General features: G+C 72.0%; 20 protein-coding genes and 1 riboswitch. Of the genes, 3 read left to right on the top strand and 17 right to left on the bottom strand.

Features of this window, described 5'->3' with window-relative positions; translation table 11 throughout:
- Positions 1–95: 95 nt before the first annotated feature.
- Genes MFF40_RS00365 through cbiE form a run of 4 tightly spaced genes read right to left on the bottom strand, consistent with a single transcriptional unit; the run spans position 96 to position 3,806 of the window.
- Positions 96–1,415 (bottom strand): cobyrinic acid a,c-diamide synthase CobB, encoded by a 1,320-nt coding sequence (locus MFF40_RS00365; protein ID WP_147896915.1) that lies wholly within the window; start codon positions 1,413–1,415, stop codon positions 96–98.
- Entirely contained in the window at positions 1,412–2,188 is a 777-nt protein-coding gene (gene cobM / locus MFF40_RS00370) for a precorrin-4 C(11)-methyltransferase (RefSeq protein ID WP_147896916.1), read from the bottom strand. The genes MFF40_RS00365 and cobM overlap by 4 nt, the downstream gene beginning before the upstream one ends.
- Complete coding sequence (locus MFF40_RS00375) at positions 2,185–2,589, bottom strand: cobalamin biosynthesis protein (RefSeq protein ID WP_238259341.1); 405 nt, start codon at positions 2,587–2,589, stop codon at positions 2,185–2,187. The genes cobM and MFF40_RS00375 overlap by 4 nt, the downstream gene beginning before the upstream one ends.
- Positions 2,586–3,806 (bottom strand): precorrin-6y C5,15-methyltransferase (decarboxylating) subunit CbiE, encoded by a 1,221-nt coding sequence (cbiE, locus tag MFF40_RS00380; RefSeq protein WP_147896918.1) that lies wholly within the window; start codon positions 3,804–3,806, stop codon positions 2,586–2,588. The genes MFF40_RS00375 and cbiE overlap by 4 nt, the downstream gene beginning before the upstream one ends.
- Here cbiE and MFF40_RS00385 point away from each other — a divergent pair.
- On the top strand, positions 3,805–4,602 hold the full coding sequence (locus tag MFF40_RS00385) for a cobalt-precorrin-6A reductase (protein ID WP_238259342.1): 798 nt from the start codon (positions 3,805–3,807) through the stop codon (positions 4,600–4,602). The two genes, cbiE and MFF40_RS00385, sit on opposite strands and share 2 nt — an antisense overlap.
- Here the strand turns inward: MFF40_RS00385 and cobJ are convergent.
- From cobJ to MFF40_RS00440, 11 genes are all read right to left on the bottom strand, one after another.
- Positions 4,569–5,330, bottom strand: a complete 762-nt coding sequence (cobJ, locus tag MFF40_RS00390; RefSeq protein WP_147896936.1) for a precorrin-3B C(17)-methyltransferase — start codon at positions 5,328–5,330, stop codon at positions 4,569–4,571. The two genes, MFF40_RS00385 and cobJ, sit on opposite strands and share 34 nt — an antisense overlap.
- Positions 5,331–5,338: 8 nt before the next feature.
- Positions 5,339–5,755 carry a type II toxin-antitoxin system VapC family toxin gene (locus MFF40_RS00395; RefSeq protein ID WP_147896919.1) on the bottom strand — a complete coding sequence of 139 codons (417 nt, stop codon included), beginning with the start codon at positions 5,753–5,755 and terminating at the stop codon, positions 5,339–5,341.
- Complete coding sequence (locus MFF40_RS00400; protein ID WP_147896920.1) at positions 5,752–6,027, bottom strand: AbrB/MazE/SpoVT family DNA-binding domain-containing protein; 276 nt, start codon at positions 6,025–6,027, stop codon at positions 5,752–5,754. The genes MFF40_RS00395 and MFF40_RS00400 overlap by 4 nt, the downstream gene beginning before the upstream one ends.
- Before the next feature lie 73 nt (positions 6,028–6,100).
- On the bottom strand, positions 6,101–6,880 hold the full coding sequence (locus MFF40_RS00405) for a precorrin-2 C(20)-methyltransferase (protein ID WP_147856049.1): 780 nt from the start codon (positions 6,878–6,880) through the stop codon (positions 6,101–6,103).
- Positions 6,880–7,560 (bottom strand): precorrin-8X methylmutase, encoded by a 681-nt coding sequence (locus tag MFF40_RS00410; protein WP_147896921.1) that lies wholly within the window; start codon positions 7,558–7,560, stop codon positions 6,880–6,882. The genes MFF40_RS00405 and MFF40_RS00410 overlap by 1 nt, the downstream gene beginning before the upstream one ends.
- Complete coding sequence (cobG, locus tag MFF40_RS00415; protein ID WP_147896922.1) at positions 7,557–8,918, bottom strand: precorrin-3B synthase; 1,362 nt, start codon at positions 8,916–8,918, stop codon at positions 7,557–7,559. Before cobG ends, MFF40_RS00410 begins: the two co-directional genes overlap by 4 nt.
- On the bottom strand, positions 8,915–12,490 hold the full coding sequence (gene cobN, locus MFF40_RS00420; RefSeq protein ID WP_238259344.1) for a cobaltochelatase subunit CobN: 3,576 nt from the start codon (positions 12,488–12,490) through the stop codon (positions 8,915–8,917). The genes cobG and cobN overlap by 4 nt, the downstream gene beginning before the upstream one ends.
- A gap of 72 nt (positions 12,491–12,562) precedes the next feature.
- On the bottom strand, positions 12,563–13,597 hold the full coding sequence (cobW, locus tag MFF40_RS00425; RefSeq protein WP_147896924.1) for a cobalamin biosynthesis protein CobW: 1,035 nt from the start codon (positions 13,595–13,597) through the stop codon (positions 12,563–12,565).
- Positions 13,594–14,007, bottom strand: a complete 414-nt coding sequence (locus MFF40_RS00430; RefSeq protein ID WP_147896925.1) for a DUF1636 domain-containing protein — start codon at positions 14,005–14,007, stop codon at positions 13,594–13,596. Before MFF40_RS00430 ends, cobW begins: the two co-directional genes overlap by 4 nt.
- Entirely contained in the window at positions 14,000–14,734 is a 735-nt protein-coding gene (locus tag MFF40_RS00435) for a CbtA family protein (RefSeq protein ID WP_147896926.1), read from the bottom strand. The genes MFF40_RS00430 and MFF40_RS00435 overlap by 8 nt, the downstream gene beginning before the upstream one ends.
- Positions 14,735–14,750: 16 nt before the next feature.
- A complete protein-coding gene (locus MFF40_RS00440) occupies positions 14,751–14,933 on the bottom strand; it encodes a CbtB domain-containing protein (RefSeq protein ID WP_147854404.1) in 183 nt (60 codons plus the stop codon).
- A 34-nt stretch (positions 14,934–14,967) separates the two neighbouring features.
- Positions 14,968–15,162, bottom strand: a riboswitch (cobalamin riboswitch).
- Between the two features lie 234 nt (positions 15,163–15,396).
- Here MFF40_RS00440 and MFF40_RS00445 point away from each other — a divergent pair.
- Both MFF40_RS00445 and MFF40_RS00450 read left to right on the top strand, forming a co-directional pair.
- Positions 15,397–16,413 carry a DUF4424 domain-containing protein gene (locus MFF40_RS00445; RefSeq protein WP_238259346.1) on the top strand — a complete coding sequence of 339 codons (1,017 nt, stop codon included), beginning with the start codon at positions 15,397–15,399 and terminating at the stop codon, positions 16,411–16,413.
- A 223-nt stretch (positions 16,414–16,636) separates the two neighbouring features.
- Complete coding sequence (locus MFF40_RS00450) at positions 16,637–17,992, top strand: coagulation factor 5 8 type domain-containing protein (protein ID WP_238259347.1); 1,356 nt, start codon at positions 16,637–16,639, stop codon at positions 17,990–17,992.
- 3 nt (positions 17,993–17,995) lie between these two features.
- On the opposite strand, the gene MFF40_RS00455 is transcribed toward MFF40_RS00450, so the two are convergent.
- Together MFF40_RS00455 and MFF40_RS00460 are read right to left on the bottom strand one after the other, a co-directional pair.
- Complete coding sequence (locus tag MFF40_RS00455; RefSeq protein WP_238259573.1) at positions 17,996–19,567, bottom strand: S10 family peptidase; 1,572 nt, start codon at positions 19,565–19,567, stop codon at positions 17,996–17,998.
- A 2-nt stretch (positions 19,568–19,569) separates the two neighbouring features.
- Positions 19,570–20,022, bottom strand: coding sequence for a DNA polymerase III subunit chi (locus MFF40_RS00460; protein WP_238259350.1), 453 nt, complete (start codon positions 20,020–20,022; stop codon positions 19,570–19,572).
- Positions 20,023–20,076: the final 54 nt, after the last annotated feature.

Raw genomic sequence — 20,076 nt, forward strand, 5'->3', positions numbered from 1 at the left:
GAACGGTTTCCACCGGGGCGGTTCCGCACGCGCGGCGTGATCGAATGGATCGCGTTTCGGCCCCGCCGATCCGGCACCCGCACGCCGATCGACGCTCAGACCTCCTCGGCCGCGATCAGGTGGAAGAAGCTTCCGCCCGCTAGGCCGACCCGATGCCCGGCCAAGCCCTGATCCGTGCCTTCCGCATCGGTGACGCGGGCGAGGGCATCCGCCTCCGCGGCGGACGGTGACAGCTCGCTGGCATAGTGGAACTCGTGGCCCACGACCCGGGTGCCCCGGCGGCCCAGCGGACCGTCGCTGCTGAGGCGGGCGACGCGATAGCCGAGATGCAGCTTGCGCTTGCGGTACGAGGTGGCGACCGGCAGCAGCCCCGCCATGGCGTGGGTGGTGCCATCCGCATCCTCGAGTGTCCGACCCAACACCATGTAGCCGCCGCACTCCCCGTGGACCGGCCGTGTCGTCGCGAAGGCGCGCAGGCCGTCGAGGAAGCGGGTCGCGGCAGCGAGTTGCCCGGCATGCAGCTCCGGATATCCCCCCGGCAGCCAGCAGGTGTCGCACGAATCCGGCGGTGCTTCGTCGGAAAGGGGCGAGAACGGGACGATCTCGGCCCCGGCCAGCCGCCATCCGACTTCGAGGTGCGGGTAGAGGAAGCTGAACGCCGCGTCCCGGGCCACCGCGATCCGCTGCCCGGGTGGTTGCGGCAGCACGCCGACCGACGACGGAGCGCTGCCGCCGGCGCAGGCGATCACGGCATCGAGGTCGATACCCGCTTCCGCCAGGTCGGCGAGGCGGTCGAGCCGCGCCTCCAGGTCGGCGGTCTCGCCCGCCTGGACGAGGCCGAGATGGCGCTCGGGCAAGACCAGCTCGGCATCGCGCATCAGGGCGCCGAGCACCGGGAGGCCGGCACGTTCCATGCCGGCCTCGACCAGCCGGCGGTGGCGGGCGCTCGCGACCTTGTTGAGGATCACCCCGGCGATCCGGATCCGCGGGTCGTAGAGCGTACAGCCGAGCGCCACGGCGGCGGCCGATTGCGCAGCGCCGGAGACGTCGATCACCAGCACCACGGGCCAGCCGTAGCGGGCCGCGATGTCGGCGTTCGCCCCGGTCCGGTTCTCCGCGGCCCGGACGCCGTCGAACAGGCCCATCGAGCCCTCGGCGACCACGATGTCGGCCTGCGCCGCCGTCTCGCCCGCCAGCGCGTCGAGGAGCCCGGGCGCCATGGCGAAGCTGTCGAGGTTGAAGCTCGGCTGGCCGGTCGCCGCCCGGTGGAAGGCGGGGTCGATGTAGTCCGGCCCGCATTTGGCGCCGCGCACCCGCAGGCCCCGCCGGGTCAGCGCCCGCATCAGCGCGAGGGTGACGGTGGTCTTGCCCGAGCTCGAGCGCGGGGCCGCGACCAGCAGTCCGGGGGCGCTCATGCCGCGCCTCCCACGGTACCGCCCGGTCTGTAGCGTCGGTCGTAGTCGGGGGCGTAGAGCGCGCTCTCCCGGAAGTCGGCCGCGCCGAGTGCCGGCCCGACGAGGATCAGGGCGGTGCGTTCAAGACCGGCCTCCGCCACGAGGGCGGGGAGCCCGGCGAGGTCGCCGACCAGCGCCCGCTCGTCCGGCCAGGAAGCGCGGAACACCGCCGCCGCCGGGCAGGATGCGCCGTAGAATGGAATCAACTCGGCCGCGACTTTCTCCATCACGTGGATCGAGAGATGCACTGCCAGCGTCGCCCCGGTCGCCGCGAAGGCGGCCAGCGTCTCGCGCTCCGGCATCGCGCTCGCCCGGCCCGAGGTGCGGGTCAGCACGACCGATTGCGAGACGCCCGGCACCGTCAGCTCCCGGCGCAGCATCGCGGCTGCGGCCGCGAAGGCCGGGACGCCCGGCGTCACCGTGTAGGCGATGCCGAGTCGATCGAGCCGGCGCATCTGCTCGGCGAGCGCGCTCCAGATCGAGAGGTCGCCCGAATGCAGCCGCGCCACGTCGTGCCCGTTCGCCTCCGCGGTCTCGATCTCGGCCATGATCGCGTCGAGATCGAGGGGTGCGGTGTCGACGATGCGGGCGCCCGGCGGGCACCAGCCCAAGATCTCGGGCGCCACCAGCGATCCAGCGTAGAGGCAGACCGGGCAGGCCGCGATGCGATCGCGCCCGCGCACCGTGATCAGGTCGGCGGCGCCCGGTCCGGCGCCGATGAAGTGGACGGTCATGGGTGCCGAGCGGTGTTGTGCGGGATCGCGAGGGCGCAGGTTGCGCCGGCGCTGGCGATGCGGGGAAGGGCGAGGCGGCTCTCGGGACCCGCCGCCGCCAGGGCGGCCGCCTCGGCCAGCGAGCCGACGCCGCGCAAGCGTTCGATCCGGGCCGAGCGCGTGACCACTTCCGGGTCGCAGGCTTCCAGGGCCGCGGCCTCGATGGGCAGAGGGGAGAGGCCGAACGCCGCCGCCGCCGTGCAGATGGACGGGTCCGCAGCCCTGTCGGACGCCGTGGCGACGGCCGTCAGATCGGTCCGGGCGGCACCGACGGCACCGAGGGCGCGGGTAATCAGCGCGGCGATTTCGTCGGCGCCTGTGCCGCGCCGGAACCCGATCCCGGCTACGAGCGGGTCGGTCATGGCTTGGTCCACGCCCATTGGGTCACCGGCATCGCGGGCCGCCAGCCATGCATCCCCCCGACCGGGCTCGCCCGATCGACCGAGAACCGCCGCAGGCTTCCGCCATGCTGGGCGAAGGCCGCAAGCAGCGCCGCCTCGCCCTGGAGCGTAACCGCGTTGGCCACGCAGCGCCCGCCCGGCCGTAGAGACGCGAGCGTATCTGCCAGAACCCCGGCCTCGGAAACGCCGCCGCCGATGAAGATCGCGTCCGGGGCGGCCAAGCCCGCGAGGGCTGCCGGGGCCGCGCCGGTGACCACCGACAGGTCCGGAACCCCGAGGGCCTGAGCATTCCGGAGAATCCGCTGGGCCCGGTCCGGCCGAGCCTCGATGGCGGTGGCGCGCAGGCTCGGATGGCGCAGCATCCACTCGATCGCGATGGATCCCGCCCCGGCCCCGACATCCCAGAGATGCTGGCCCGGATGCGGGCGCAGGGCCGCCAGCGTCAACGCCCGGATCTCGGCCTTGGTCAGCTGCCCGTCATTCTCGAACAGCCCGTCGTCGAGGCCGGGCGCCAGCGGCAGGGCCTGTCCCGCGCCGGCGACCGCGATGGCCACGGTGTTGAGCGGGTCGATCGTTTCGAGGTCGAAGCCATCGGCCCGGCCGGAGCGGACCCGCTCGCGCGGGCCGCCCATCGCCTCCAACACAGTGATGATCGAGGCGCCGAAGCCGCGCTCGGCGAGCAGCGTCGCCAGCGCGGACGGCGTGCTGCCGTCCCAGGACAGGACCAGGAGGCGGGCGCCGGGCTGGATGTGCGGCACGATCCGGGCCAGCGCCCGCCCGTGCAGCGTCACGAGACCACATTCGGCCAGCGGCCAACCGAGCCGCACGCAGGCGAGGCTGAAGGCCGAGGGCTGAGGGAAGGTACGAATCTCGGCGGGCGGCACCAGCCGGGCGATCTCGGCGCCGATGCCGTAATGGAATGGGTCGCCGGTGGCGAGGATGCAGGTCGGCCGCCCGCGCCGGGCCAAAATCTCCGGGTAGGCGTCGTGGATCGGTCTCGGCCAGGTCCGGGTCTCGGCGTCGAGGGGGGCGGCGAGGGCGAGGTGGCGGCGGCCTCCGTAGACGACCTGTGCGCCATCGAGCGCGGCAGCGGCCGCCGGCGCGAGGCCCGAGCGTCCATCCTCGCCGATGCCGACGATCGATAGCCAGCGGTGGCTCGACAGGGGATCAGCGCTCATGGACAAGACCCCCATGAACCGCGGCGCGATGCGAATCCTGATCCTCGGCGGCACCGGGGAGGCCAGCGCCCTGGCCCGGGCCCTGGCCGGACGGGGCGAGTACGCCGTGATGCTGTCGCTGGCCGGCCGGACCGCGGCCCCGAAGGCCGAGCCGGTGCCGACCCGGATCGGCGGGTTCGGCGGCGCCGCGGGTCTCGGCGACTATCTGCGTGCGGAGGGTATCGATCGCCTGATCGACGCGACGCACCCGTTCGCAGCGACCATCTCGGCCAACGCCGCCGCCGCCGCGGAGACTGCGGGGGTGCCGCTGCTGGCGATCCGCCGGCCGGGGTGGCGCCGCGCGGCCGGCGACCTCTGGACCGAGGTGGCGACCATGGAGCAGGCGGTCGCAGCCCTGGGGCAGGCGCCCCGGCGCGTGTTCCTGACGATCGGCCGCCAGGAGGCCGGCGCCTTCGCGGTGGCGCCGCAGCACAGCTATCTGGCCCGGAGCGTCGAGCCGCTCGGGTCGGTTCTGCCAGTTCCGGACCTCACCGCCATCGAGGCGCGGGGCCCGTTCGACGCGGCGGCCGAGGCCGCGCTGATGCACGCCACCGGCACCGAGATCCTGGTCAGCAAGAATTCCGGCGGTGCGGCGACCTACGGCAAGATCGCCGCGGCGCGCAGCCTCGCGATCCCGGTGGTCATGGTGCGCCGGCCGGAGAAGCCCGACGTACCGAGCGTCGCCGACGCCGCGGGCGCTCTGTGCTGGCTCGAGACCGGCGTTCATGCCGTGCCCGCGACCTTGCGCGAGGTGTAGACGAACGGCACGCCGCCGGACCGTGGGATCAGCCGCGTGGTGGAGGCGCCGAGGATCACCATCGTGGCCATGTCGGCCGGTACGGCATGCGCTTCGGCGAGCGTCGAGACCCGGATCGCTTCGTCCGGCCGGCTGATCGCGCGGGCGAACATCACCGGCGTTTCGGGCGCCCGGATCCCGGCGGCGAGATCGAGGGCGGCGCCGAGCTGCCAGGGCCGGGCCGCCGAGATCGGGTTGTAGAGCGCGATCACGAAGTCGGCCCGCAGCACCGCGTCCAGCCGGGCCGTCACCACCGGCCAGGGCTTCAGGTTGTCCGAGAGCGACAGGGCGCAGAAGTCGCCGCCGAGCGGCGCGCCGAGCCGGGCGGCGGCGGCCAACATCGCGGTGATCCCCGGCTCCACCGTGATGGTCAGGTCCCGCCAGCCGGGCTCGCCGTACTCCACCGCCTCGAAGACGGCCGAGGCCATGGCGAAGACGCCCGGATCGCCGCCGGACACCACCGCCACCCGCCGGCCGGAGGCGGCGAGCTGCAGGGCATGGCGGGCGCGGTCGACCTCGACGCGGTTGTCGCTGGCGTGACGCACCAGGTCCGGCCGCTCGGGCACGCGCGCCACGTAGGGGAAGTAGCCGATCAGGTCCTGCGCGGCGTCGAGGGCCCGGCGTGCGGACTCTGTCAGCAACCCGGGATCCCCGGGGCCGAGGCCGACCACCGTGACGCTGCCGCTCACACCCTGGTTCAACGTGCGTCTGCCTGCGATGTCAGCACCAGGGCGGCGAAGCCCTGCTCACCAAGGAGCTTGACGGGCCGTTTATCGAAGGACGCGAAAGCCTCGCTTCCCAACCACCGCCCCTCGAAGGTGATAACTCCGTCGGCGAAGTCACCGCCGGCTTCGAGAAGCGTCAGACCCGCCTCGACCCCCGGTCGGTTCGCTACCACGTTGTCGGCCTCGATCAGGCCGCGGATCGCAGTCGCGATCTCAGCACGTGGCATCGCGTATCGGCTGCGGAGAACCCGAACCAGTTCGCACAGCGTGTGAAGGCTGATCGCGACCTGGCTGGCCCGTTCCATTAGGTCCAACGCAGCGCGCGCCTGCGCTTCATCGTCGTCCACGACCAGGCGCAGCAGAACGTTTGTATCAGGCGTGAGCTTCACGGCCGGTCCAGACCGGCCATAGCGGCGGCCGCCCCCGCCTCGGCGATGGCCTCGTCGATCTCCTCGATCGAGCAACGCGCGCCGTTACCCTTGCCCTTGAGGATCCCGTGAAGCTGCCGCCAGGAGCCGCGCGGCCGATCGGCCTTCAGTTCGGCCCGGCCATCGGGCAGCAGCTCCAGCCTGATCTTGTCGCCGGGCTGAATTCCGAGATGCTTCAGGATGTCCTTCCGGAACGTGACCGGACCCTGGTCGGTCACCGTCAAGGTCGTCATGATGCATCCTCCAACCTACAAAGTGTAAGGCTGCGCTGCATGACTGGCCAGAGCCGCGGATCGTGTCCGGCTCTCACGGCCGACGCCCCTCGCCGGGCAGGAGGACCATCGAAAAGTAGGGCGCGTCGTCGTCGGCCTTGTCTGCGAGCATCACCACGCGCTCGCCCGCCATGGTGCCGCGCTCGACATAGACGGCCCGGCCCAGCAGCCCGGCGGCGGTGAGCGCCGCGCGCACCTTTGGCAAATGCCGACCGAGTTTCATCACCACGGCGGCGTCTGTGCCGCGCAGGCGCTCGGTGAGCGCGTCCAGCGGCAGTGTGGCCGGCAGGACCGTGAGGATGTCGTCGCCCCAGGTGATCGGCGTGCCGGCCCGGGTCCAGCAGCCTGACATGCCGGTGACGCCCGGCACCACCTCCACGGGGAAGCGGTCCTTGAGGCGCCGCCACAGGTGCATGAACGAGCCGTAGAAGAACGGGTCGCCCTCCGACAGGATCGCCACGTCGCGCCCGGCGCCGAGATGGTCGGCGAGTTGGCCGGCCGCGTCGTCGTAGAAGGCGGCCAGCGCCGCCACGTAATCCGGATGCTCCGGGTGGATCTCGGTGGTGTAGGGATAGGCCAGCGGCATCTCCCGGGCGGGGTCGCGCAGGATCGCGTCCGCGATGGTACGGGCGTTGCCACGCCGGCCGCGCTTGCAGAAATGCACCAGCACGGGCGCGCGCATCAGGATGCGCTGCGCCTTCACGGTGAGCAGTTCCGGGTCGCCCGGGCCCATGCCGACCCCGTAGAGGGTGCCGGTCACGGCCGTTGCGGGAATCTCCTCGACGGGGGCTTCGACGCGCTCGAACCCGTCCATCACTCGACCTCGCTGGCGAGTGCGTTGACCGCCGCCGCGGTCATGGCGCTGCCGCCACGCCGGCCGTGGACGACCACGAACGGGACGCGTCCGTCCCGGGCCAGAGCGTCCTTCGATTCGGCGGCGCCGACGAAGCCCACCGGGATGCCGATCACGGCGGCCGGTGGCGGCACGCCGGCGTCCAGCAGCTCGAGCAGGCGGAACAGCGCGGTGGGCGCATTGCCGACCGCGACGATGCTGCCCGGCAGGTGCTCCCGCCACAGCTCCATGGCGGCGGCCGAGCGGGTGGTGCCCAGGCTCGCGGCGAGATCCGGCACCCGCGGATCGCCCAGCGTGCAGATCACCGCGTTCTTGGCAGGCAGCCGTGCCCGGGTGACGCCGTCGGCGACCATCCGGACATCGCACAGGATCGGGGCTCCGGCCTGGAGCGCCGCGACCCCGGCCTCGGCGAACCCATCCGACATCTCAACGTCCACGGGGAGGTCGGTCATGCCGCAGGCATGGATCATCCGGACGACGACGCGCTCGGCCGCTCCCGACCAGCGCGCGAGGTCGGCCTCGGCCCGGATCATCGCGAAGGAGCGCGCGTAGATCGCCGCACCGTCGCGGATATAGTCGTAGCGGGAGGCCGTCTCCGGCTCCGAACCTGCCTGGCGCAGGGCATTCTGGCTCGCGCTCATGCCGGTCTCTCGTTCCTCCCGAAATCCGTCACGGTGTTCCCCGGCGCGAAGGCGGCGGCGAGCCCGACGGTCTTGGCCCTTCCTAACCGCTCCAGCACCGCCTCGATAGGGAGGTGCATCGCCGGCTCATCGCCGGGCGCGCCGCCGATGACGGTGCCGTAGAGGCCACCTCTTCCGACGAGGGTCAGGTCGGCGGGGCCGGGCCGGGCGCAGCCCTTGGCGCAGCCGGAGACGTGGGCCGCGCGCCCCTCCAGGCCGAGGGGCGCGAACATCGTCGCGAGACGCGCGGCATCCACGAGCGTCGGCGTCGATCCGGAGGCGCAGGCCGGCGCGCCCGTACAGGCGGCGACGCTGCGCCGCGGATCATCGGGGGCGATGATGAAGTTGCGGGCCAGAGCCGTCAGATCTGCGGCGGACGGATCCTGAAGCGGCAGCAACACGAAGCCGCGGGCCGGGGACAGGCGGATCTCCTCGGCGCCGAGGCGGGCGGCAAGGCCCACGAGTTGGTCGAGGGCATCGGCCGTGCAGCGACCGAACGGCGCATCCACCGTGAGGATGCGCTGCCTTGGCGCCAACCATTCGACACCGACCCGCGGCGAGAAGGGCACTGCCCATCGGGAGACGCCACGGTGCCCCCCCTCCCGCACGGGAGAGGGCACCTGCGTCTGGATTTCGACCCGAACGGCATTGTCCAGTGCGCTGAAGTCATCGGGCGACAGATCGCGCATTCGCCGCAATCCGGTCCGGGCGAAGGCCTGCAGCAGTGCCGCTATCGCGGCCGGCGCCTCCTCCGCAGCGCAGGTGGCGAGATCGTGAAAGCCCTGACCTCCGGCGACCGCGATCCCGATGTCCCCGGATATATGTGAGAACAGGTACGCGTCGGCCTCCGGCAGCTCCGCACCCAGGCGCCCTTCGACCACCACCAGCGTCTTGGCCGGCAGCCCCGGCACGGCGAGCCCCGCCGCCTCCACCGCACGCGCGAGGGCCGGCACATCGAACGTTTCGGTCGGATCGCGGCCGGCGAGGGGGCTTGTCAGCGTCAGCCGCTGCGGGCCGCCATCGCTACGCGCGTCGCCGAGCCCGGCGGCTTCCAGTAGCCGGGCGAGCGGCGTGCGCGTCGCGTCGGAGACGCCGCGGATCTGGAGGTTGGCCCGGGCGGTGAGGTCGAGATGGCCGTTGCCGAAGCGGCGCGCGCCCTCGGCGACGGCGTGCGCTTGCGCCAAGGTCAGGATCCCGAGGGGGGGATGCACCCGGGCGAGCAGGCCGTCGCCGGTGGGCATCGGGCGGCTGAGCCCCGGGCACCAGCCCCGGCGCGCCGGAGCCTCGGGGAGCACCCGGCGATGGGTGGAGACAGTCATTCGGCCGCCTCCGGCATCAGCGCGTCGGCCGGCAGCGCGTTGCGCCGGCTGTGCCACAGGCCACGGTCGCGGGCCTCGTCGAACCGCTCCAGGATCGCTCGGGTCGCGGCCGGGTTGGCGGCGCGCAGGCGGTCGAACACGTCGGGATCGGCGATCCAGGCCGCGTAGAGGCGGTCGAAGCCGGCATCGGTCACGGCGTCGCTCGCCGCGGCCAGCACGAACACGGCGTCGAGGCCCTGAGCCAATTCCTGCGCGCCGCGGTAGCCGTGGCGGAGCTGGCCCGCGATCCAGCGGGCGTCCGCCAGGCGCCCGCCGATCAGCCGGGCGGCATCCTCCCGGGCGGTGCGGGCCTTCGGACGCTCGGGAACGGAGACGTCGAGGCTGTACAAGGTGGGGCTGGCGCCCTGGAGCGTGGCGGCGGCGGCGAACCCGCCCATCGCGTCCACCGCGGCGTCGCCGTCGAACAGGTCGCGTTCGGCCACGTCGAAGGCGTGAAGATAGGCGTCCGCCGCCGCGACCCGGGCGCCGAATTCCGCGTCCGGCCCCTCGCGGTCGCCGTAGGCGTGGCTGCTGGCTGCGAGGTAAGCCCGTCCAAGATCGGCCCGGACGTCCCACGCGCCGTCGAGGGCGGTGGCGGCCGTGGCGGCGCCGTAGCGACCCGGTGCCGCGCCGTAGACCCGGGCGGTCGTCTCACCACGGCGGCGCGCTGCAGCCAGGGGATTCTCGAAATCCTCCTCGTCCCGTTCGGCCACTGCGCGGGCGGCACGGTCGAGCAGCGCCAGCGTATCCGGGAAGGTGTCGCGGAAGGCGCCGGAGACGCGCACCGTCACGTCGATGCGCGGCCGGTCGAGCATCGCCAGCGGCAGCACCTCGAAGCCGGTGACCCGTGTGCTGGCGTGGTCCCAGACCGGCCGGACGCCCATCAGCGCCAGGGCGTGGGCGACGTCCTCGCCCCCGGTGCGCAGGGTCGGCGACGCCCAGAGATCCATGACGATCCGGGCCGGGTACTCGCCCTCGTCCTGGAGATAGCGGGTCACCACGGAGGCGGCGGCCTTCTCGCCCAGCAGGGCGGCGGCACGGCTCGGGATCGCCCGCGGGTCGAGCGTCGCGAGGTTGCGCCCGGTGGGCAGCACGTCGGCGCGGCCGCGGGACGGCGAGCCCGCGGGGCCCGGCGGCACGAAGCGGCCGTCCAGGGCCGCCAGAAGGCCCGCGCGCTCGCCGGCGGCGCTCGCCAGGACCGGCTCCGGAGCATTGTCGGGGGCACGGCCGAACACGTGCAGCCCGTCGCGGAACGTGGTCTCGCCGAGGTCACAGAGATGGGCGTCGAGGCGGGTGAGCGCTTCGTCCATGGGCGTGTCCGGCCCGATCCCGGCACCCGCCAGCAGTCCGGCGGCCTCCGCATCCTCCAGGATCGCGGTGGCGATCAGCCCGGCCCGGCGCGGATCGAGCACGTTGGCGGACGAATATTCCTCCACCAACTCGCGCAGGCGCGCGGCCTCCGGTGACAGGGCGTGCACCTCCGTATCGGGGGTGAGATGGCCGAGCGCGATCCCGCCCAGCCGGCGTTTGAGCGGCGCGGCCTCGCCCGGATCGTCCACGATGAACGGGTAAATGACTGGCAATCCGCCGACGCAGAGCGCCGGGAAGCAGCCGGGCGACAGTGCCACCGCCTTGCCGGGCAGCCACTCGGTGGTGCCGTGGGTCCCGAGCTGTACCAGCGCATCGAAATGCTGCCGGAGCCCGAGGTGGAACGCCAGGTAGGCGTGGGTCGGGACGCGCTCGGGATCGTGGTAGCCGGACTTGCGGTCGGGGTCGCGACCGCGGTCCGGCTGAAGGAAGAGCGCAAGTTTACCCGCACCAGCCGCAACAGCTTTGGCAGTCACATCGCGGCCCGCGGGTAACGCCACGTGCCCCCTCTCCCGTTCGGGAGAGGGTTGGGGTGAGGGATCAGGTCTTTCCGGACGAGGCGCATCCCTCACCCTGTCCCTCTCCCGCACCAGAGAGGGGACCCACGACTCCTCCGGTAAGGCGTGCGAAAGCTGCTTCTCTTCGAGGCTGCCCGGACCGCCGTGTGACGCTGGCCGACGTGCAGCGGCATCGACTGTGACCATCCGGAACCGGAAAAGATCATCGCGACACACCGGGTCGGCGGCCGGCTCGCCCCAGGCCGCGGTCAGCGCGTCACGCATTCCTGCCGGCAATCCGGCGAGCCAAGCGCCATAATCCGCCAGCGGGACCACGAAGCCGGTCTCGCCCTCGGTAAGCGCCTGCATCAGCACGGCTGGTTCGGGCGGCAGGCCGGTCGCGTAACCCGACCCGGCAAGATCGGAAAAAATCGCGCGGGCGCTCTCGGGGGTGTCGAGGCCGACCGCGAAGCCGGCCCGGCCGCCGCGGGCGGGATAGTCGGACAGCACGACGGCCACCCGTCGCTCGGCCCGGGGGAGGGCGGCGAGACGCAGCCAGCCCGCCGCCCGTTCGGCCAGGGCTTCGATGCCGGCCGGATACGGAACCGCCCGGCGCTCGGCGAAGCCGGCGACCTCGGCGGCTTCTTCCTTGAACGAGATCGAGAAACCGGAAAGCCGGCCATCGAATTCCGGCAGGGCGACCTGCATGGCGAGGTCGGCGGCGCCGAGGCCGCGGGCCGAAGCCTCCCAGGCCGCCTGGGGCGAGCCGACCGTGTAGGCCTGGAGCACCGGGCAATCGGCGCCATCGAGGACGAAGTCGATCCCGTCCTCCCGCGCCGAGAAGGCGGTGGCGGCGATCACCAGATCCGGCTTGCGGGCGCGCACGGCCTCGGCCACCGCCCGGGCCGCCTCCGGCTCCTTGAGGCTCGACACCGCCATCGGCAGCACGCCGATGCCGCGGGCGCGCAGCGACGCGACCAGGGTGACGAACGGCGCGGTATCGCCGCCCAGCACCGCGGAGCGGTAGACCAGCAGCAAGACCAGGGGTGCCGTGCCGGTCCGCACGTCGGCCAGCGGAACCGCCGTCTCGGCTGCCGCGATGGCGATGGTCAGAGGCAGCGCGCCGCAGCCGGGGCACCAGGGAAACCCTCGTGGCAGCGGCTGAGGCGGCTCGACCACGCCGCCCGCACCGATCCGGACGGCCAGCAGGCGCAGCATCCGCCGCAGGTTCTCCGGGCCGCCGGCGCGAAAATATCCGTCGAGCTGTTCGGCGAGGTCCGGATCGGTGGAGAAGCCGGCGAGCCGTGGGTCCGGCCGGTCGTCGCCCGGCAGCACCGCCAGCACGACGCCGTGCGCCCGTGCCGCGGCGGCACAGCGCTCGATGCCGTAGCGCCAGTAATCCAGCCCGCCGAGGCAGCGGATCACAACGAGCTTCGCGCGGGCGACGACGCGCTCGACGTAGAGGTCCACCGACATCGGGTGGCGGAGCTTGGCGAGCTTGGCGAGCCGCAGGCTCGGCAGCCCGGGCTCGCCGGCATGGGCCTGGCCGATGCCCGCGAGGTCGCTGTCGGTGAACGAGAGAACGACGAGGTCGCCGGGCTCCTGCCCGAGATCCACCGCCGCCTCGCCCTCGTCGAGGGAGACCGTATCGATGCGGACGAGATGCATGGCGCGCCTCCTAGGCCACGCCGGATCGGGCGTGCGCGCAGCGTCTCAACGAGGGAGCGCGCGCGATCGCGATCATCCCGCGAGCGCCGCGGCGACGGCGCCCTGGTCGAAGCCCTTCAGGCCGATCACCACAAGGCGCCCGTCCCGGTTCTCGCCCGCCCGCCAGGGCCGGTCGAAATGGTGAGCGACGCGCCGGCCGACGCCCTGCACCACGAGGCGCATGGCCTTGCCCTCGACCTCGGCGAAGCCCTTGATCCGCAGCACGCCCGCGGCCTCGGCGGCCTTCTCGACGCGGGCCGCGAGGTCGCCGGCGGTGACGGCTGGGCGGATCGGCAGGGCCACGGTCTCGAAGTCGTCGTGGTCGTGGTCCTCGCCGTCTCCGTGATGCGAGGGGCGGGCGTCGAGGTCGTCCTCGGCCGCGGCGCCGAGCCCGAGCAGCACCAGCGGGTCGATTGCGCCGTTCTCGGTCTCCACCACCTTCACGGCGCGGGGCAGCTGCGCCTCGACCTCGGCACGAACCCGGGCGCGGGTCTCGGCGTCGAGCAGGTCGGACTTGTTGAGCACGACGAGGTCGGCGCAGAGGAGCTGGTCTTCGAACACTTCTTCCAGCGGGTTGTCGTGATCGACCGCCGTGTCGGCGGCGCGCTGGGCGGCCAGAGCTTCGGGATCCTCCGCGAAGGCACCCGCCGCCACGGCCGGCCCGTCCACCACGGCGACGACGCCGTCAACGGTGACCCGCGAGCGGATCGCCGGCCACTGGAACGCCTGGACCAGCGGCTTCGGCAGGGCGAGGCCGGAGGTTTCGATCAGGATGTGCTCCGGCGGCTCAGCGCGACCGAGCAGGCTCTCGAGCGCCGGCACGAAGTCGTCGGCGACCGTGCAGCAGATGCAGCCGTTCGGCAGCTCGACGATGGAATCCTCGGTGCAGCCCTCGACGCCGCAGGCGGCCAGGAACGACTTGTCGAAGCCGACATCGCCGAACTCGTTGACCAGGATCGCCAGGCGGCGGCCCTTGGCGTTCTCGATGACGTGGCGGACCAGCGTCGTCTTGCCGGCCCCAAGGAAGCCGGTGACGATGGTGCAGGGAATCTTGGTCACGATGGTCATTCCGCAGCCTCCAAGGTGCCGGCCGGACGCGGGCGGGGATCGGGAAAGGGCGGGATGCGGGCGATCACGCCGGTCTTGAATGCGGCGGGGCGTTCCCGCCAGGGCACGATGCCGTCCGGCGTCGCCACGTAGGCCGCGAGTCCGTCCAGGATGGTGGTTGCCGACTCGGCCGGGTCCATGTCGCCGTAGACGTAGGTCCAGCGGTTCCCGGATGCGACCGCCACTGAACAGGGCCGCTTGCACACCGACAGGCACTCGACGCCCTCGATCCGCAACTGCCCGGCCGTGTTGCACGCGTGCAGGGCATCGAGCAGGCGCGTGCCGGCTCGGGGCCCGTCCGGATCGTCGCCCGGGCGGCGGCAGGTCGTGCAGACGTAGAGGACGGTCTCGGGGAGGACGGCCTCAGGCATGGGCCGTCCCGCGCGCGCTTCCGTGGCCGAGAGCCTGCCAGGCCCAGCCGAAGCCGAGGCCGATCAGCATCCAGAAGACGAAGCTGATCGCCAGCGAACGCGCCGCGAACTGCGCCGCGAGCGCTGCGGGAAGCTCCGAGGACACCTCCGAAGCCAGCGGCGCGCCGGCGACGTGCGGTGCCACGATCAGCACGAGCCCGCCCAGGATCGCGATCAGTGAGCGCCGGATCGTGATCAGGTACAAGCCCATCCCGGTGGCGGCGGCGGTCATGACCCACCACGCCTGTCGGGCGGCGAGCGGTGCCGCCTCGCTGCCCGGCAATTCCGGCGGCAATCCCAGGCCCGGGGCCAGGGCGACGCTGGCAAAGCCCGCGATCGCGAACGCCACACCGACCTGACGCGTCGGCTCACGGCCGCAGGCCAGGATCGCCGCGCCGAGCAGGAGGGCATAGCCGACCCCGCCCATGAGCGTTGCCAGAGCCGTGAAGGCCATCCGGGGCAGGCCCTCAGCGGGCTGCCACTCGGGCGCGGCGTCGGGGGTAGCGTGATCGTGCCCGGCATGCGCCAGCACGACCGGAAGGCCCCGGTCGGCCTGATGCGTCTGCTTGGTCTCGTAGCGCTCGGCCGCCACGATCAGCGGTGAGGTCAGCGTCAACTCGAGGCCCGTCACGACGACGGCCGCGAGGAAGCCGGCGGCCAGGGCCGCCGACAGAAGCCGGATGATCATCCCTGCGCCAGGGGCGTCAGTGACAGGGGAAGTTCTGGGTGTGCCGAAAATCGTGCGCGGCGTTGTGCAGCGCGATCGCCGGCGAGAAGCCCGCCATGAACAGCAGGCCGAGGCCCAGGAAGGCCGCGAGCGCGACGGCGACCGGGCGCTCTCCGGCGCGGGTGCCGGTGGCGACGGGGGCGAGGGTCGAGGTGGTCATCAACATGTCTCCAGCCGCCCCACCGGCGGCATTGCGGGATCTCGTCGTGACGGCAGGTCTCCTGGCTCGCGGCTCGGCGCGCCTGCCGCCTTCCCGGATCGCTCCGGTGGCCTACTGGCAGACGCTCGCCGCTCACAGTTGCGGGGGCAGCCGCGGATTCGAGGTTCGCACCCCTCACCGCATTCCCTTTTCACCCAGTCACCGGGGCACCGTCACGCCATCGTTGTAGACGCATGAAAGCTCTCGCACAACGGACGCGAAGCGGAATCGTTTCCGACTCTTGGGGTACGGCGCGGATATGCGGGTCGGGCGGTCACCGGGCGCGTCGAAACGCGTCCGGGCGCGAGTCGCCGACGCGCGCTTCCGCCGTCGCAGCTTGGCCGTCAGCACCGGCGCCGTGTAACGGCCGGCGTGGACGATCCCGGTCCGTATCCGATTCTCGAACCCGTGAGCGTTGATGTCGATGCGTACCTTGTCGCTGGCCCTCGCCATCCTGGCGGCGGCGTCCCTTCCGGTCCGGGCCGACGACCGCGCCGCCGCGCTCGTCGCCGGGGGGCTTGTCGTGGGGAAGACCGACAGGATCGCCCTGGCCGCGGAGGAGCTGTACCTTTCGGAGCAGGCCGTGCGGATCGACTATCGGTTCCGGAACCAGACCGATGCCGACATCGAGACCACGATCACGTTCCCGATGCCCGACATCACCGGCGACTCCGAGATGCTGGTCTCGATTCCCGATCCGGCCCACGACAACTTCCTGAAGCTCCAGGCCGCGGTCGATGGCGAGCCGGTCGAAGCGCAGGTCGAGCAGCGGGCCTTCCTGATGCGGAGCGCCACACCGCCCGTGGAGATCACCGCCGAGCTCAAGGCACTGGGGATCCCGCTCGTGCCGACCACCGCGGCGACGGAAGCGGCCCTGCGCCGGCTCGGCGAGCGCCAGCGCCGCGACCTGATCGCTGCCGGGATCCTGGAGCGGCAGGAGCACAAGGACGGGACGATCGCGGACGCCCCGCTCTGGACGCTGAAATCGAAGTTCTGGCGCCGGCAGGTCTTCCCGGCCGGGCGCGAGATCGCGATCCGCCAGAGCTACGTTCCGAGCCTCGGGGGTCTCGCGAGCCTGTCCTACGGCGCGCCGACCCTCGACCCGGCGCAGAAGGCGCACTACGCGATCCGATATTGCACGGACCCGACCTTCGAGCGGGTGGCCCAGGCCCTGTACCGGCGGGCGAGTGCCGACGGCAGCCGGGCGTTCCAGGCCTACGAGCGATCCCTCTCCCACGTGATCACCTCCGGGGGCGACTGGGCCGGCCCGATCGGCGTGTTCAAGCTGGTCGTGGACAAGGGCGATCCCGCGACCCTGGTCTCGTTCTGCGGTGCCGAGGTGAAGAAGACCGGCCCGACGACCTTCGAGATGATCGCGAGGGACTACGTTCCGAAGCGGGATATCGATATCCTGCTGCTCAAGACCAGGTCGGGCGGATGAGACGGTCGGGCGGTCTCGAGCGCTCGCCGCCGAAGTGGATACCGGTTCGGCGTAAGCGAGCGCGTTGTATCGAAAACTGAGAGCCGTTCCCGATTGCCCCCCGATCGGGAGCGGCCCTCACGGCGCGCCCATGGGCTTGACGGGCCGGGTTCGATACGGGCACCGCCGGGCGCGCTTTCCGGCCGCGTCCTCCGCGTCCGGTCCAGACCGCTTCGGAGACACGATGGCCCCGGCAGACGCCCCGACACCCGCCCTCGTCGATCTCGCCGCCGGCCGCGCCCCGCAGAGCGTCGTCGAGGCGGATGGGACCTGGCTGGAGCTCGACCTCGGCGGCCGCTTCCCGGTCCAGTCCGTCGTCGTGATCCCGGGCGGGGAGGGCGGTTCGGCCGCTAAGGGCGCCATCCTGTTCTCGCAGGACGGCGCACCCTGGTCCGAACCCGGTATCGCGTCCCGTCAGGTCGAGTCGGGTGTCGGCACTGCCGTCATCGAGGCGGACGAGCGCGCCTGGACACGCTCCGTGCGCGTCGCGATTCCGGCCGCGATGCCGAACGCCACGGTCCGGGTCATGTGCGAGGAGGCCGCGTTCGACCTGATCGCCCTGCGGGCCATGCTGGGCCTCGACGTGACGCTCCTGAACGAGAAGCCCGGCGCCAACGCCTTCACCGCCTACACCCTGGAGAGCAGTCCGGGCCGCACGAGCCGCGCCCTGGTGGGCGTGGCGGTGTACCAGAACGGCGCCTTCGGCAATTGCCTGATCCAGTACATCATCGCGCTGTCCGTCGCGAAGGCGCTGAACCTGAAATACGTGGCGGTTCCGAAGTTCGACCGCAGCAAGGTCATCTTCCTGACCGAGCGTCTGACCTGTGACGGCATCACCTTCCTGCCGCCGGACGAGCCGCTGCCGGCCGATGGGTATTTCCTGTCCGGCCTGTTCTTCGATCCGACGCAGTTCCAGCGGCAGGTGAGCCTCGACGCGCCGCCGGATTCGCGGGCGATCATCCAGGGGATGATCCGCCCTCTGTTCAACGGCTTGCCGGCGACGTTCCCGCCCAAGCCTGACGACCTGCTCCTGATCCACATCCGCTCGGGCGACATCTTCAGCACCTGGGTCGACCCGCATTATCCCCAGCCGCCCTTCGCGTTCTACCGCATGGTGATCGACCGGCTGCTCGGCGAGGGCCGCATCCGTTCGGTCAAGCTGGTCTTCGAGAACCGGCTGAACCCGGTGATCGCCGAGGTCGAGGCCTACGCGCGGGGGCTCGGATTGCCGGTGGAGACGCAGAGCGAGTCGCTGATCGCCGACGTCACGGCCCTGGTGAACGGCCGCTACCTCGTGTTCGGCCTGGGGACCTTCGGCCCGGCGATCTGCCACCTGTCCGAGCGGGTCGAGCAGGTCTTCTACTTCGCGTCCAACTGGCCGCAGATCTTCCGGGGCATCCCGTCGATTGACCGGGTGGTCGAGGTCCGGGATTTGGAGGAGCGCTACATCAAGGTCGGCGATTGGCAGAACACCGACACGCAGCGCCGGATGATGATCGAGTACCCGGCCGAGGCGCTGGCCTTCGACGACGCTGCCTGAGGATCAGGGCTTGTCCTCACGGTGCTCGACGGGGTCCGCGATCGCCCCGCGCGCCTGTACGGCATCCCGGTACAGGCGCTCGACGTCCCGCTTGAACGCGGCCCGGGACTCGTCCCGCGAGTAGAACATGTGGCCGCCGGGGTAGACCGCGAGGCTGACCCGCCCGGCGCCGTAGGCCGGCACCTGCGCGAGCAGGAGCTTCGAGGCGTAGTAGGGCGTCACGAGATCGGTGAAGCCGTGGGCGACGAGCACCCGGAGCCGGCCGTCCAGCGCCAGCACGCCCTTCAGGTTTGACAGCGCCTCCGGGGCCTGCCGGCCCGAGCCCCACGTCCAGCCGCGGTTCACGGCATTGTTCAGCAACTCGTAGCGCATGTTCGGCACCGGCCATTTCAACGTGCGCGCGTAGAGGTCGAGCATCGCGCTGGTCAGCGGCGCCTGGAGTGCGGTGAGCTGGGGGTCCTTGAAGCCCGATTGCGCTGCGTCCGGATTCGGATCCCAACCGGTGATGCCGGTGTCGTAGGCGCTGGTGACGCGCTGCTCCGCCCGGTCGAACTCGCGCTGGACGCTGCGGGTGGACAGGCGCGCCGCCTGCGCTTTCACGAAGGCTGCATCGAACCCGGTAAAGGCCGCGACCTTGTCGGTCATGCGGGCGACGGCGGCCTTGTCGCCGGGGCCCTTGAGCAGGTCGGCGAGGTAGGGGCCCGCCGCGTAGGCCTCGGCGTCGCCGAGCAGAGCCGGGCTCGGCACGGTGCCGGCCCGTTCGAGGGCGCCGGCCGCCAGGGACGGCAGCTTCAGCACGTAGCCCCAGGGATTGGCCCGCGGGGTCTCGAGCCAGCCGAAATCCAGCACCGGCGACAGCAGCACCAGGCCGGACAGGCCGACCCCAATGTCCTCCTGCAGCTTCTCGGTGATCAGCGGCCCGCGGAAGCCGCCGTAGCTCTCGCCGACGAAGAATTTCGGGCTCGCCATGCGGTCGTTGACCCGCAGGTAGCGGGCGATGACGGCCGCGAGCGTGGCGGCGTCGCTGTCGATGCTCCAGTAGCTCTTGCCGTTCCCGTCCGCCGCCCGGCTGTAGCCGGTGCCGACCGGATCAATGAAGACGAGGTCGGTGAAGTCGAGCCAGGTGCCATCATTGGGCGTCAGCGCCACCGGTTGCGACGGGCTGATGCTGGCGCCGCCGGTGGGCAGGCGCCACGGACCGATCGCCCCGATATTCAGGTAGGCGGACGCCGCCCCCGGACCGCCGTTGACCGCGAAGGTGACGGGGCGCTCGCGCCCGGACTGCGGGGCCATCGTGTAGGCGACGTAGGCCACCTCGGCCTGAAGCTTCCCGGCCTCGTCGACGAGCGGCAGGCTGCCGGCCGTGGCGGTAAAGTCGAGGGTCCGTCCATCGGGGAGCGTCACGCTCTGGCGGGTGGTCGAGTCCGGCGGCAGGCGTCGGCCCTCCGGCCCGCGCGGCGCCGGCTTGGCCTCCGCTTGCGAGCCGGGATGGTGTGCGTCCTGCGCGTGGAGCGGTAGCGGCGCCGCCAGGGTCAGGACGAGCGCGGCATGCGCGAGACGCTTGCGGAGGAGCACGGTCAAGCCTTCTTGTTCCAGCGGCCCGAATCGTCCTGCTGCCAGTAGGCGACGGTGTGGCCCGCCTCCTTGGCCTGGCGCCACTGCTCGCGGGCGCGCAGCAGGGCGTCCTGGTCGGTCCCGTCGAACAGGATGCAGATCCGCTCGTAGCTCTGTGCGTCCGGCGGCAGGTCGGCGCCCTCCACCAGGAATCGGATGGAGGCCGTGTTGGGGTTCACGTCGCGGAGCGTCAGCACCACCGGCTGTCCTGACGCATCGGGATCCCGGTCGGTGCCGTGGGGCAGAAAACTCTCGTCGGAATAGGTCCACAGGTGGTCGTCGAGGGCCTGAAGCCGCTCCTCGGTGGCCGCCTGGATCGCGGCCTGCCAGCCCCGGCCGAGCGAGCGCTCGACGAGGTTCGGCAGCACCTTCTCCAGGGGCTGTCGCTGCATGTGGTAAAACAGGATCTCGGTCACGGTCCGACCGATATAGGGTTCGGGGCCACGGCGCGAGCAGCGGCGCGGAGCCGC

This window comes from Methylobacterium mesophilicum, from assembly GCF_022179445.1.
Lineage (GTDB): Bacteria > Pseudomonadota > Alphaproteobacteria > Rhizobiales > Beijerinckiaceae > Methylobacterium > Methylobacterium mesophilicum.